The organism is Pseudomonas sp. MYb118, assembly GCF_040947875.1.
In the GTDB taxonomy this organism is placed as follows: domain Bacteria; phylum Pseudomonadota; class Gammaproteobacteria; order Pseudomonadales; family Pseudomonadaceae; genus Aquipseudomonas.
Map to the genome: position 1 here is coordinate 322,391 of NZ_JBFRXN010000002.1, position 14,357 is coordinate 336,747.

A 14,357-nucleotide genomic window follows, 5' to 3' on the forward strand; every position below is an offset into this window, starting at 1 on the left:
TTCAGGCCGCGCCGATGTGCAGTCAATGGCGCTGAATGGACTCGGCGAATCGGGTCAGGCTTGGACCCATCGCCATTACTCCATTCCTCCTCGAGTTCGCCCCATGTTCGACTCCCTGTCCATTCGCCTGAAAATCGTCCTGCTCTCCGGCCTGTGCCTGCTGGGCGTGGTCGTGCTGATCGTCAGCATGAACTTCTACCAGACCAACCAGAACGATGAACTGGTCAGTGCTGCCAGCAGCAAAATGCTCACCGACAGCGTTCAGGAACTGCTGCAGACCAAGGCGGCCGAGCAAGCGGTGCGCGTGCAGAAGACCTTCGGCGAAAGCCTGCTGGTGGTGACTGCGCTGGCCGATCAGATCAAGGACATGCGCAGCATGGCGGCCAAGCGCTCGCTGGAAGCAGGCGCCGTGCGTGAAGAGTTGAACCAGCGCCTGAAAACCGCGTTCGAGCGCAACACCGGAGTGTTGGGCATCTGGCTGGCGTTCGAGCCCAATGGCCTGGATGGCAAGGACAGCGAATTCGTCAATGACGCCGCCCGCCAGTCCAACGAGATCGGTCGTTTCGCCACGTACTGGAGCCGTGCCGGTGGCGAGGGGGCCAACACGATCATGGTCGAAGACGACATGACCAAAACCACCCAGAACATCAACGGCACGCCATACAACATCTGGTACACCTGCCCTCGCGACACCCAGCGCACCTGCCTGCTCGACCCGTATGCCGACACGGTCAATGGCAAGGAAATGCTGATGACCACCATTTCCCTGCCACTGCTGGTGAACGGCAAGTCCATCGGCGTGGTCGGCATCGACATCGCCCTCGATGCGCTGCAAGCGGCGGCCGTCGATTCCCAGCGCGAGCTGTTCAACAACGCCGGGCACATGCTGATCGTCTCCGGCAGCGGCGTGCTCGCGGCGTACAGTGTCGATGCCAGCAAGGTCGGTAAGAACATCAGCGACACCCTGGGTGCTGAAGGCAAGGACATTCTGCAAGCACTGGGCTCCAGCAAGCCTGCGATCCTGCAACAGGGCGACCTGATTCGCGCGGTATTCCCGGTCAGCCCGATTGCCGACGCCAAGGCCTGGGGCGTGGTGATCGACCTGCCCAAGCAAGTGCTGCTGGCCGACTCGGTGAAGTTGCAGGCGGTGCTCGATGACGCCCAGCAGACCGGCACGATCCAGGCGGTACTGGTGGCCATCGCGGCCGGCCTGGTCGGCCTGTTGCTGATCTGGCTGACGGCCTCGGGCGTGACCCGGCCGATCAACAGCGTGGCGCAGATGCTCAAGGCAATCGCCAGCGGTGACGGCGACCTGACCCAGCGTCTGCACTACAGCAAGAAAGACGAGCTGGGCGAACTGGTCAGCTGGTTCAACCGCTTCCTCGACAAATTGCAGCCGACCATCGCGCAGATCAAGCAGAGCATCAACGACGCCCGCGGCACCGCCGACCAGTCTTCGGAGATTGCCCGCCAGACCAGCGAAGGCATGCAGGTGCAGTTCCGCGAAATCGACCAGGTGGCCACCGCGTCCAACGAAATGAGCGCCACCGCCCACGACGTCGCCAACAGCGCCTCCAACGCGGCCAATGCCGCCAAGGGCGCTGATCAGTCGGCCCGCGATGGCATGTCGATCATCGAGCGCAGCACCCGCGACATCAATCAGCTGGCCGATGAAGTCAGCAGGGCCGTGACCGAAGTCGAGGCACTGGCGGTCAACAGCGAGCAGATCGGTTCGGTGCTGGAAGTCATCCGCAGCATCGCCGAGCAGACCAACCTGCTGGCCCTCAACGCCGCCATCGAAGCGGCACGGGCCGGCGAAAGCGGTCGCGGTTTTGCGGTGGTGGCCGATGAAGTGCGCAACCTGGCCAAGCGCACCCAGGACTCGGTGGAGGAAATCCGCCTGGTGATCGAACGCATCCAGAGCGGCACCCGTGGCGTGGTCGCCACCATGCACTCGAGCCAGACCCAGGCCCACAGTAACGCCGGGCAGATCCAGCAGGCGGTACAGGCCCTGAGCAAGATCAGCGACGCGGTCACGGTGATCAGCGACATGAACCTGCAAATCGCCAGCGCCGCCGAACAGCAAAGCGCCGTGGCCGAAGAGGTCAACCGCAACGTCTCGGCGATCCGCACCGTCACCGAAACCCTGACCGGCCAGGCCACCGAATCGGCGCAAATCAGCAGCCAACTCAACGCCCTGACCACCCAGCAGATGAAGTTGATGGATCAGTTCAGGGTGTGATCCCACCCCCAAGAACACCACCAAACCCTGTAGGAGCAGCCGGTCGACGCTCGATTGCTCGCGATGCTGAGTATCAGTCACCATCAATGTTGACTGACAAACCGCCATCGCGAGCAAGCTCGCTCCTACAATGGGCTTGGCGTTCCGGAGGATCTTCGATGACTGGTTTACTCACATCCATCCAAGCCGCACTCGGCTTGCCCCACACCGCGATCACCTTCACCAGCGATGGCGCCCTGCCCTCGGCCTTTGCCGTCACTGACCTGGCCAGCGCCAGCATCGCCGCTGCCGGTCAGGCCGTCAGCCAATTGCTCCACCAACAAACCGGCCGCCTGCCCGACGTGGAAGTCGACCGACGCCTGGCCTCGTTCTGGTTCGCCTCCTCGATCCGCCCCTCGGGCTGGAGCGTGCCGCCCCTGTGGGACCCGATTGCCGGCGACTACGCCACCCGCGACGGCTGGATTCGCCTGCACACCAACGCGCCGCATCACCGTGCGGCCGCCGAAAGCGTGTTGGGCGCCTGCGCCGATCGCGCGGCGATGGCGAGCAAGGTCGCGCAGTGGAACAAGACCGATCTGGAGCAAGCGGTGGTCGCCGCCGGCGGTTGTGCCGCCGAGATGCGCAATTGGGCGCAATGGCAGGCGCATCCCCAGGGCCTGGCGGTCAACGCCGAGCCGCTAGTGGCCTTCACCGCAGGCGCCCACCACCCCGGCAAACCCTGGCAAGGTTCGGTGGCACGCCCCCTGTCCGGGATCAAGGTGCTGGACCTGACCCGCGTGCTCGCCGGCCCCGTCGCCAGCCGTTTTCTCGCAGGCCTGGGCGCTGAAGTGCTGCGCATCGACCCACCGACCTGGAACGAACCCGGCGTAGTGCCGGAGATGACCCTGGGCAAACGTTGCGCGCGCCTGGACCTGCACGACCCGGCGGATCGCCTGCTGTTCGAAAGCCTGCTCAAGGACGCCGACATCCTGCTGCACGGCTACCGCGCCGACGCCTTGCAACACTTGGGTTACGGCCCCGCCGAACGCCAGGCACTCGCCCCCGGCCTGATCGACGTCAGCCTCAATGCCTACGGCTGGAGCGGCCCCTGGCAGAACCGTCGCGGCTTCGACAGCCTGGTGCAGATGAGCAGCGGCATCGCCGAGGCGGGCCAACGCTGGAAAAACGCCGACAAGCCGCTGCCGCTGCCGGTGCAGGCACTCGATCATGGCACCGGATACCTGATGGCCGCAGCGGCGCTCACCTTGCTGGCCAGGCGTTTGAGCGAAGGCCTGGGCGGCTCGGCGCGACTGTCGCTGGCGCGCACGGCGAAACTGCTGGTCGAGCACGGCGCAGGGCCTGAAGCGGCGTTGCGGGCCGAGGATGAAAACGACCAGGGCCTGGTGGTCGAACAAACCGCCTGGGGGCCGGCGCATCGGTTGCAGGTGCCGCTGAAGATCACCGGGACACCGCTGCAATGGACCATTCCGGCCGGGGAATTGGGGGCACATCGGGCGCAGTGGTGGTGACCTCACCACTGACCCTGTAGGAGCGAGCTTGCTCGCGATGGTGTGTCAGTCGACACATGTGTATCTGATACACCATCGCGAGCAAGCTCGCTCCTACAGGGTCAGGAAGGCGTCCGGCGGATCAATCCCCCCGCCCCACCGAACTCCACAACACCTGCGCCGCATACCCCCGCCAAGGCCGCCACGCTTCGGCGCGCGCCAGCAATTGCCGAGGCGTCACCGGTTCGCCTTCTGCCACCTCCAGCGCCCTGATCAAGCCGATGTCCCCCGACGGAAACGCATCCATATCCCGCAACTGTCGCAAGGCAATGTACTGCGCCGTCCAGTCGCCCACCCCGTGCAACGCCAGCAACCGCGCAACGCCACCCTCACTCCCCGGCGTCATCAGCGAGGGATCATCCAGCAGCGCCTGGGCCACCCCGGACAACGTGCGGCCACGGCTCTTGGGCATGCCCAGCGTCGCCAGGCCCGCCTGCGCCAACACCTGGGCTTGGGGAAACACATGAGTGATGCCGGGCCTCCCTGAATCCAGCGGCTGCCCATACTGCGCCAACAACTTCCCCGCCAGACGGATCGCCGCCGTCACCGTGATCTGTTGCCCCAACACGGCACGAATCGCCAGCTCCAGCCCGTCCCACGCACCCGGCACCCGCAGCCCCGGCCGCCGGGCGATCAAACGCGCCATCAAGGGGTCGGTCGACAGGTGCCGATGAATCGTCGGCAAATCCGCATCCAGATCGAACAGGCGCCGCAGCCGCGCCTCGATCTGCGGGACGGCAGCCGGGTCGGGAAAATCCAGCGTCACTTGCAGGGCATTGCCCGCACCGGGCCGAATCGAAAAACAGCCGTGGACACCGTCCAGGCCGATGCTGCGCGAGTAAGTGTCGTCGACCACGGTTTCCATACCGGTCACCGCCCGCGCCGACAGAAAATCCAGCATCGCCGGCCAGTCGTAAAGCCCTCGATACCCCAGCGTCAGCCTCACAGGCTCAGCAGGCCGCTGTAAAGACCGTAGGCCGCCAACCCGGCGCCGATGATCACACCGGTGAAAATGCCTTTCTCAATGTGGGTGAACAACGGCTCGCCCTGCTCATGCTTGGCCTTGGCGAACAGGATCACCCCCGGGGCATACAGCAGCGCCGACAGCAGCAGGTATTTCATCCCGCCGGCGTACAGCAGCCAGACCGCGTACCCCAGGGCAATGGCCCCGATCATCAGGTCTTTGGTGCGTTCCGCCGAGGCGTGCTCGTAGGTTTCGCCGCGCCCGCTCAACAGCACCGCATAGGCGGCCGACCACAGGTACGGCACCAGGATCATCGAGGACGCAAGGTAGATCAGGCTGGTGTAGGTGCCGGCGGAAAACAGCGTGATCAGCAGGAAAATCTGGATCATCACGTTGGTCAGCCACAACGCGTTGACCGGCACGTGGTTGGCATTTTCCTTTTTCAGAAAGGCCGGCATAGTCCGGTCCTTGGCCGTGGCGAAGAGGATTTCTGCGCACAGCAGCGCCCACGACAACAGCGCACCGAGCAGCGAAATCGCCAGGCCGATGCTGATCAACAGAGCCCCCCAGGGCCCGACGATATGCTCCAGCACCGCCGCCAGCGACGGGTTCTGCAAGTCGGCCAGTTCCGGCTGGCTCATGATGCCCAGCGACAGCACATTGACCAGCACCAGCAACGCCAGCACCCCGAGAAAACCGATGACCGTGGCGCGCCCGACGTCGGCCCGTTTTTCCGCCCGCGCCGAATACACACTGGCGCCTTCGATGCCGATGAACACGAACACGGTGACCAGCATCATGTTGCGCACCTGGTCCATCACGCTGCCGAAATTCGGGTTGCCGTGGCCCCAGATGTCACGGGTGAAGATGTCGGCCTTGAAGGCCACGGCGGCGATGACGATGAACATGACCAGCGGCACGATCTTGGCCACGGTGGTCAATTGGTTGATGAAGGTCGCTTCCTTGATCCCGCGCATCACCAGGAAATGCACGGCCCACAGCAACACCGACGCGCAGCCGATGGCGATGGGCGTGTTGCCCTGGCCGAACACCGGGAAGAAATACCCGAGGGTGCTGAACAGCAGCACGAAGTAGCCAACGTTGCCCAGCCAGGCACTGATCCAGTAGCCCCAGGCTGACGAGAACCCCATGTAGTCGCCGAACCCGGCCTTGGCGTAGGCGTACACCCCGGAGTCCAGCTCGGGCTTGCGATTGGCCAGGGTCTGAAACACGAAGGCCAGGGTCAGCATGCCCACGGCGGTGATCGCCCAGCCGATCAGGATCGCCCCGGCATCGGCCCGTGCCGCCATGTTCTGTGGCAGGGAGAAAATCCCGCCACCAATCATTGATCCCACCACCAGCGCGATCAGCGCACCCAGGCGAAGCTTTTGCGTCGGTTGCGACATGCCTGCGTCTCCATTTTCCCCGACCGGGCCGGGGGATGCCCCCGCTCGATTAATCGTCACACGATGGGTTTCAACTAAACAATTACAGCGTAATAACGTTTATTGAATAACGCCAAAGTGCCAGCTTTATTTATAGCGAATCATTCTATAAGCGTCGTTCTAAAGTTCGATTGCGTGAGGCTGTTCGTAAGAAAAGATTTCATTACGAAAAGCCCGTGGAAAAATTTGCGGAAAACGGAAAACAAACTAGCGTAAAAGTTCAACGTAATGGCTGTTATTTCGATTTTATCTTACCGAGGCCTCTAGGCAGGGCTTTTCCGGCGGTACGCTTATGTCCTGGAAGTTTTCATAAGTGCTTCATCAACAATGGAATGCACCCATGCACTGATCTATGTCAGCCGATTGAAAAGCTAGCAGATTTAATCTGTTGTCTCTCTTCTCCTGCACTGGAGTCATGTGATGTCTGAAGCCCCCGGAAAACTGAAACTTGGTGCACTTGTTGCGTTGGTGGTTGGCTCGATGATCGGCGGCGGGATCTTTTCCCTGCCGCAGAACATGGCGGCCAGTGCCGACGTCGGAGCCGTGCTGATCGGTTGGGCGATCACCGCAGTCGGCATGTTGACCATGGCCTTCGTCTTCCAGACCCTGGCCAATCGCAAACCCGATCTGGACGGCGGGGTGTATGCCTACGCCAAGGCCGGGTTCGGCGATTACATGGGTTTCTCATCGGCCTGGGGGTACTGGATCAGTGCCTGGCTGGGCAACGTCGGCTACTTCGTGCTGCTGTTCAGCACCCTCGGGTATTTCTTCCCGATCTTCGGCGAGGGCAATACGGTCGCGGCGGTGATTGGCGCCTCGGTGCTGCTGTGGGCCGTGCACTTTCTGGTGCTGCGCGGGATCAAGGAAGCGGCGTTCATCAACCTGGTGACCACCGTCGCCAAGGTCGTACCGCTGCTGCTGTTCGTGCTGATCGCGATTTTCGCCTTCAAGCTGGACATCTTCACCGCCGACATCTGGGGCGTGAAAAACCCTGACCTGGGCAGCGTGATGAACCAGGTGCGCAACATGATGCTGGTCACCGTCTGGGTGTTCATCGGCATCGAAGGCGCGAGCATCTTCTCGGCCCGCGCAGAAAAACGCAGCGACGTTGGTAAAGCCACCGTGATCGGCTTCATCACCGTGCTGCTGTTCCTGGTGCTGGTGAACGTATTGTCGCTGGGCATCATGACCCAACCGGAACTGGCCAAGCTGCAGAACCCGTCGATGGCGGCGGTGCTGGAGCACGTGGTCGGCCACTGGGGGGCGGTGCTGATCAGCGTCGGCCTGATCATCTCGCTGCTGGGGGCGCTGCTGTCGTGGGTGCTGTTGTGCGCGGAGATCATGTTCGCCGCCGCCAAAGACCACACCATGCCGGAGTTCCTGCGCAAGGAAAACGCCAACCACGTGCCGGTCAACGCCTTGTGGCTGACCAACGCGATGGTCCAGTTGTTCTTGATCATCACCCTGTTCTCGGCCAGTACCTACCTGTCGCTGATCTACCTCGCCACCTCGATGATCCTGGTGCCCTACCTGTGGTCGGCCGCCTATGCACTACTGCTGGCGATACGCGGCGAAAGCTACGAGAACGACGCTCGCGACCGCAGCAAGGACCTGCTGATCGGCGTGATCGCGCTGGTCTATGCGGTCTGGCTGATCTACGCCGGCGGCGTCAAGTACCTGCTGCTGTCGGCCCTGCTCTATGCCCCCGGCGTGATCCTGTTCGCCAAGGCCAAGCTGGAAATCAACAAACCGGTTTTCACCAACGTCGAGAAGCTGATTTTCGCTGCGGTCGTCGTGGGCGCCCTGGTGGCGGCCTACGGGCTGTATGACGGTTTCCTGACCCTGTAACGATTGTTCTGTCACTGGAGGATCTGTAATGACCACGGAAAAAGTTAAGTACGGCGTCCACTCCGAAGCCGGCAAACTGCGCAAAGTCATGGTGTGTTCCCCCGGCCTGGCCCATACGCGGCTGACCCCAAGTAACTGCGATGACCTGCTGTTCGACGATGTGATCTGGGTCGCCCAGGCCAAGCGCGATCACTTCGATTTCGTCACCAAGATGCGCGAGCGCGGCATCGAAGTACTGGAAATGCACAACCTGCTGACCGAGACGGTGCAGAACCCTGAAGCGCTGAAATGGATCCTGGATCGCAAGATCACTGCCGATACCGTCGGCGTCGGCCTGACCAACGAAGTACGCAGCTGGCTCGAAGGCCTGGAGCCACGCAAGCTCGCCGAGTTCCTCATCGGCGGCGTGGCCGGTGAAGACCTGCCCGACAGCGAAGGCGCGGGCGTGATCAAGATGTACCGCGACTACCTGGGCCACTCGAGCTTTTTGCTCGACCCGCTGCCCAACACCCAGTTCACCCGCGATACCACCTGCTGGATCTACGGCGGCGTGACCCTCAACCCGATGTACTGGCCGGCGCGCCGTCAGGAAACCCTGCTGGCCAGCGCCATCTACAAATTCCATCCGGACTTCACCAAGGCTGAGTTCGAAGTCTGGTACGGCGACCCCGACAAGGATCACGGCAAGGCCACCCTGGAAGGCGGCGACGTCATGCCCATCGGCAATGGCGTGGTGTTGATCGGCATGGGCGAGCGCTCGTCGCGCCAGGCCATCGGTCAACTGGCGCAATCGCTGTTCGCCAAGGGCGCGGTGGAAAAAGTGGTGGTCGCCGGCCTGCCCAAGTCCCGCGCCGCGATGCACCTGGACACCGTGTTCAGCTTCTGCGATCGCGACCTGGTCACGGTGTTCCCGGAAGTGGTCAAGGAGATCGTGCCGTTCATCATCCGTCCCGATGAAAGCAAGCCTTACGGCCTGGACGTGCGACGGGAGAACAAATCGTTCATCGAGGTGGTGGCCGACGTGCTCAACCTGCCGAAGCTGCGCGTGGTGGAAACCGGCGGCAACAGCTTCGCCGCCGAACGCGAACAGTGGGACGACGGCAACAACGTGGTCGCCGTCGAGCCCGGCGTGGTGATCGGCTACGACCGCAACACCTACACCAACACCCTGCTGCGCAAGGCCGGGGTGGAGGTCATCACCATCAGCGCCGGCGAACTGGGCCGTGGCCGTGGCGGCGGCCACTGCATGACCTGCCCAATCGTCCGCGACCCGATCGACTACTGATTACAGGGAGACACACCATGGCTTTCAATATCCATAACCGCAATCTGCTGAGCCTGGAACACCACACGCCTCGCGAATTGCGCTACCTGCTCGACCTGTCCCGCGACCTCAAGCGCGCCAAGTACACCGGCACCGAACAGCAGCACCTGAAGGGCAACAACATTGCGCTGATCTTCGAGAAAACCTCGACCCGCACCCGTTGCGCCTTTGAAGTCGCGGCCTATGACCAGGGGGCCAATGTCACCTACATCGACCCCAACTCTTCGCAAATCGGCCACAAGGAGAGCATGAAAGACACCGCCCGCGTGCTCGGGCGCATGTACGACGCCATCGAGTACCGTGGCTTCAAGCAGGAGATCGTCGAAGAACTGGCCAAGTTTGCCGGCGTGCCGGTGTTCAACGGCCTGACCGACGAGTACCACCCAACGCAAATGATCGCCGACGTGCTGACCATGCGCGAGCACGCCGACAAGCCGATCCATGAGATCAGCTACGCCTACCTGGGCGACGCCCGCAACAACATGGGCAACTCACTGCTGCTGATTGGCGCCAAGCTCGGTATGGACGTGCGTATCTGCGCACCGAAGGCCCTATGGCCCCACGACGACCTGGTGGAGCGCTGCCATAAGTACGCAGAAGAAAGTGGTGCCCGCATCACTCTCACCGAAGACCCGAAGGCCGCGGTCAAGGGCGTGGACTTCATCCACACCGACGTCTGGGTGTCGATGGGCGAGCCCGTCGAAGCCTGGGCCGAGCGTATCCAGCAACTGCTGCCTTACCAGGTCAACGCTCAACTGATGAAGGCCACCGGCAACCCGCGCACCAAGTTCATGCACTGCCTGCCGGCGTTCCACAACAGCGACACCAAGGTCGGCAAGCAGATTGCCGAGCAGTACCCGAACCTGAAGAACGGCATCGAAGTCACCGATGACGTCTTCGAGTCCCCGGCCTGCATCGCCTTCGAGCAAGCGGAAAACCGCATGCACACGATCAAGGCGATCCTGGTCTCGACCCTGGCTGATCTCTAAGGACTCACCCGGCCCCTGTAGGAGCTGGCTTGCCAGCGATGGCAGCACCTCGGTACATCTGAGGCACCGCAGCGATGCCATCGCGGGCAAGCCCGCTCCTACAAGGGGTGGGGTAGGCCGCATATTTCTTTGTTTAGAAGGACTGCATTATGCGTATCGTCGTAGCTCTGGGCGGTAACGCCCTGCTCCGCCGCGGTGAGCCCATGACCGCTGACAACCAGCGTGCCAACATCCGCATCGCCACCGAGCAAATCGCCAAGATCCACCCCGGCAACCAACTGGTGATCGCCCACGGCAACGGCCCGCAGGTGGGCCTGCTGTCGCTGCAAGCGGCCGCCTACACCTCGGTTTCGCCCTACCCGCTGGACGTGCTCGGTGCCGAGACCGAAGGCATGATCGGCTACATCATCGAACAGGAACTGGGCAACCTGCTGGACTTCGAAGTGCCGTTCGCCACCTTGCTGACCCAGGTCGAAGTCGATGCCAATGACCCGGCCTTCCAGAACCCGACCAAACCCATCGGCCCGGTGTACGCCAAGGCCGAGGCGGAAAAACTCGCCGCCGAAAAAGGCTGGGCAATCGCCCCGGACGGCGACAAGTTCCGCCGCGTAGTGGCCAGCCCAAGGCCCAAGCGCATCTTCGAAATTCGCCCGATCAAATGGCTGCTGGAAAAAGGCAGCATCGTGATCTGCGCCGGCGGTGGCGGCATCCCGACCCTGTACGGCCCCAACAGCAAGCTGCAAGGCGTGGAAGCGGTGATCGACAAGGACCTGTGCTCGGCGCTGCTGGCCGAGCAACTGGAAAGCGACCTGCTGGTGATCGCCACCGACGTCAACGCGGCCTACATCGACTTCGGCAAACCCACCCAGAAAGCCATCAGCTACGCTCATCCGGACGAAATGGAAAAACTCGGCTTCGCCGCCGGCTCCATGGGACCAAAGGTTCAGGCAGCCTGCGAGTTTGCGCGCCATACTGGGAAAACGGCGGTGATCGGATCACTGGCCGACATCGAGTCGATCGTCCAGGGCACGGCTGGCACGCGCATCAGTACCGCGAAGCCTGGGATAACTTACATATAAGGGGAACCGTCCATGGCAACGTTCGAGCCGGGTCATTTGCACATAGAGCGTCATGCGCTGACGCCTGATGATGTCAGCTACAACCTGCACATTGACTACGAAGTCACGCAGGACCCGAAGGAAGGCAAGGGGATGACGTTCACCCTGCATGGCAGCATGCAGGGCAAGGACATGAAGGAATCGTTTTTCCTGCCCAAGGATCAGGCGTACAACTTTGCCAGCAACGTGACGAAAATCGCCGAGAAGTACGGGATTCCCAAGTCCCACAGCAACATCGGTTCGATTCACAAGCATTACGACAGGATGTTCGAAGATGTGCGGGTGCAACTGAACATGAAATCCGGAGACCCGGTAAAACCCGAGCATCTGGAGTAACCCCACACAACGGAATCTACTGTGGGAGCGAGCCTGCTCGCGATGACGGAGTGTCAGTCGATAAAAGAGGCGACTGACATCCCGCCATCGCGAGCAGGCTCGCTCCCACAGTGGCTCGCCTCCATTGAGTGAATTGACCCACAACATTTCACCAATCCCCCGCCCCAAGGCATACTGGCCACCCTCCGCACTGCAGAATCCAGTCACGCCCCATGCGTATCCACGTCAGCTTCATCGACCGCGTCGGCATCACCCAGGAAGTCCTGGCTCTGCTCGGTGGGCGCAATCTCAACCTGGATGCGGTGGAAATGGTGCCGCCCAACGTCTACATCGACGCACCGACCCTGAGCCCCGAAGTGCTCGAAGAACTGCGCGATGCGCTGCTCAGCGTGCGCGGCGTGCAGGCGATGACGGTGGTCGATATTTTGCCCGGCCAGCGCCGGCACTTGCAGCTCGACGCCTTGCTGGCCGCCATGACCGATCCGGTACTGGCGCTGGACAGCGCCGGCAAAGTGCTGCTGGCCAACCCCGCGCTGATCGCCCTGTATGGTCGCGAACCGGCCGGGCTTAGCGTGGCCGAATTGTTCGCCGACCCGGCACTGCTCGACACCTTGCTGGAACAGGGTTTTCGCCTGCCGCTGCGCGAGATCACGCTCAACGGCCAGACCCTGCTGCTGGACGCCACGCCGATCACCGATGCCGGCGCGCTGCTCACGCTTTACCAGCCCAACCGCATCGGCGAACAGCTCTCGGCATTGCACCATGACCACGCCGAAGGGTTCGATGCGCTGATCGGCGAATCCCCGGCGATTCGCACCCTCAAGGCCCGTGCCCAGCGGGTGGCGGCGCTGGACGCACCGTTGCTGATCCAGGGCGAAACCGGCACCGGCAAGGAGCTGGTGGCCCGCGCCTGCCACGCCATCAGCGCACGCCACAGCGCGCCGTTTCTCGCGCTGAACTGCGCGGCGTTGCCGGAGAACCTCGCCGAAAGCGAGCTGTTCGGCTACGCCCCCGGCGCCTTCACCGGCGCGCAACGGGGCGGCAAGCCAGGGCTGATGGAGCTGGCCAACCAGGGCACGGTGTTTCTCGACGAGATCGGCGAAATGTCGCCGTACCTGCAGGCCAAGTTGCTGCGTTTCCTCAACGACGGCAGCTTCCGCCGGGTCGGTGGCGACCGCGAGGTCAAGGTCAACGTGCGCATCCTCAGCGCCACCCACCGCGACCTGGAAAAGATGGTCACTGAAGGCACCTTCCGCGAAGACCTGTTCTACCGCCTCAACGTGCTCAACGTCGAAGTCCCGCCGCTGCGCGAGCGCGGCCAGGACATCCTGCTGCTGGCCCGTTACTTCATGCAGCAGGCCTGCGCGCAGATCCAGCGCCCGGTGTGCCGCCTGGCCCCCGGCACCTACCCGGCATTGCTGGGCAACCGCTGGCCGGGCAACGTGCGGCAATTGCAGAACGTGATCTTCCGCGCCGCCGCGATCTGCGAGAGCAGCCTGGTGGACATCGGCGACCTCGACATCGCTGGCACCTCCGTGGCCCGCCAGAGCGACAGCGATGTCGACAGCCTGGAACAGGCCGTGGAAGAGTTCGAGCGCTCCCTGCTGGAAAAACTCTACGTCAGCTACCCCTCGACCCGCCAACTGGCCAGCCGCCTGCAGACCTCCCATACCGCGATCGCCCATCGGTTGCGCAAGTATGGGATTCCCAACAAGGCTTGAGGGCACACACCGGCCACTGTGGGAGCGGGCTTGCCCGCGATTGCGGTGCATCAGGTACAAAAAATTGCCTGACACACCGTCATCGCGGGCAAGCCCGCTCCCACAGTGGACGAGTAAATCCTCGAACCCATACCAAAAACGACCTCCACTGTACTGAAAGCGCTACAGCGGAACGAAATCGCTACACCCCTGCCCAATCAGCGCCGTGCAAGGCTTTGATCCCGCTACGCTTTTTTCCGCGCCCCAGCCTGTAGCGTTTTCGCTACACCCGCGCCATCACGCCCACCACCAAAAACACATAACTCATTGTTTTATAACGATAAAACAACATTGGCCGCGTTCTTGCTAAGTATCACACTCATTAAAAGCAGGGCCTCTAGCCCACAGCCTTCCAACCGCGTCCACCAGACGAGTCTGGCCCCCTTAGGAGTTTCCATGAGCGAGTTGCGTTTTACTGAAGATCACGAATGGCTGCGCGCCGAAGCTGACGGCAGCGTCACCGTTGGCATCACGGCCTTCGCACAGAACGCCCTGGGCGACGTGGTTTTCGTACAACTGCCCGAGCTGCAGGCTTATGAAAAAGGCGCCGAAGCCGCCACCGTCGAATCGGTGAAAGCCGCCAGCGGCGTGTACATGCCCCTCGACGGCGAAGTGCTGGAAGTCAACCCGGCGCTGGACAGCAGCCCGGAGCTGGTCAACGAAGATCCGCTGGGCGAAGGCTGGTTCTTCCGCTTCCAGCCGACCGACGCTGCAGCTGTCGCCCAACTGCTGGACCAGGACGCCTACGACCGCCTGATCAAAGCCAACGCCCAAGCCTGAGGAA

At 62.5% G+C, this 14,357-nt stretch carries 11 protein-coding genes; 9 read left to right on the forward strand and 2 right to left on the reverse strand.

From position 1 onward, the window contains the following. Nucleotides 1-103 precede the first annotated feature (103 nt). Both ABVN20_RS07300 and ABVN20_RS07305 read left to right on the forward strand, forming a co-directional pair. Nucleotides 104-2,242, forward strand: coding sequence for a methyl-accepting chemotaxis protein (locus ABVN20_RS07300; protein WP_368554882.1), 2,139 nt, complete (start codon nt 104-106; stop codon nt 2,240-2,242). 158 nt (nt 2,243-2,400) lie between these two features. Then, nucleotides 2,401-3,750, forward strand: a complete 1,350-nt coding sequence (locus ABVN20_RS07305) for a CoA transferase (RefSeq protein ID WP_368554884.1) — start codon at nt 2,401-2,403, stop codon at nt 3,748-3,750. A gap of 121 nt (nt 3,751-3,871) precedes the next feature. Here ABVN20_RS07305 and ABVN20_RS07310 read toward each other — a convergent pair whose 3' ends face one another. Together ABVN20_RS07310 and arcD (ABVN20_RS07315) are read right to left on the reverse strand one after the other, a co-directional pair. Next, nucleotides 3,872-4,735 carry a DNA-3-methyladenine glycosylase gene (locus tag ABVN20_RS07310; protein WP_368554885.1) on the reverse strand — a complete coding sequence of 288 codons (864 nt, stop codon included), beginning with the start codon at nt 4,733-4,735 and terminating at the stop codon, nt 3,872-3,874. Beyond that, nucleotides 4,732-6,159 carry an arginine-ornithine antiporter gene (gene arcD / locus ABVN20_RS07315; RefSeq protein ID WP_368554887.1) on the reverse strand — a complete coding sequence of 476 codons (1,428 nt, stop codon included), beginning with the start codon at nt 6,157-6,159 and terminating at the stop codon, nt 4,732-4,734. Before arcD (ABVN20_RS07315) ends, ABVN20_RS07310 begins: the two co-directional genes overlap by 4 nt. A gap of 459 nt (nt 6,160-6,618) precedes the next feature. Between arcD (ABVN20_RS07315) and arcD (ABVN20_RS07320) the strand changes: the two genes are divergently transcribed. The 7 genes from arcD (ABVN20_RS07320) (at nt 6,619) to gcvH (ending at nt 14,353) form a co-directional block, all read left to right on the forward strand. Continuing rightward, on the forward strand, nt 6,619-8,046 hold the full coding sequence (gene arcD / locus ABVN20_RS07320) for an arginine-ornithine antiporter (RefSeq protein WP_368554888.1): 1,428 nt from the start codon (nt 6,619-6,621) through the stop codon (nt 8,044-8,046). 28 nt (nt 8,047-8,074) lie between these two features. Further along, entirely contained in the window at nt 8,075-9,331 is a 1,257-nt protein-coding gene (gene arcA / locus ABVN20_RS07325; RefSeq protein WP_368554890.1) for an arginine deiminase, read from the forward strand. A 17-nt stretch (nt 9,332-9,348) separates the two neighbouring features. Continuing rightward, complete coding sequence (locus ABVN20_RS07330; protein ID WP_368554892.1) at nt 9,349-10,359, forward strand: ornithine carbamoyltransferase; 1,011 nt, start codon at nt 9,349-9,351, stop codon at nt 10,357-10,359. Nucleotides 10,360-10,508: 149 nt separating this feature from the next. After that, nucleotides 10,509-11,438, forward strand: coding sequence for a carbamate kinase (arcC, locus tag ABVN20_RS07335; RefSeq protein WP_368554893.1), 930 nt, complete (start codon nt 10,509-10,511; stop codon nt 11,436-11,438). 12 nt (nt 11,439-11,450) lie between these two features. Beyond that, nucleotides 11,451-11,813, forward strand: coding sequence for a DUF5064 family protein (locus tag ABVN20_RS07340; protein WP_368554895.1), 363 nt, complete (start codon nt 11,451-11,453; stop codon nt 11,811-11,813). Nucleotides 11,814-12,025: 212 nt separating this feature from the next. Continuing rightward, the gene (locus tag ABVN20_RS07345; protein ID WP_368554898.1) at nt 12,026-13,534 is read left to right on the forward strand and encodes a sigma-54-dependent transcriptional regulator; all 1,509 of its coding nucleotides are present in this window, start codon (nt 12,026-12,028) and stop codon (nt 13,532-13,534) included. 435 nt (nt 13,535-13,969) lie between these two features. Next, nucleotides 13,970-14,353 (forward strand): glycine cleavage system protein GcvH, encoded by a 384-nt coding sequence (gene gcvH / locus ABVN20_RS07350; RefSeq protein ID WP_368554900.1) that lies wholly within the window; start codon nt 13,970-13,972, stop codon nt 14,351-14,353. Nucleotides 14,354-14,357: the final 4 nt, after the last annotated feature.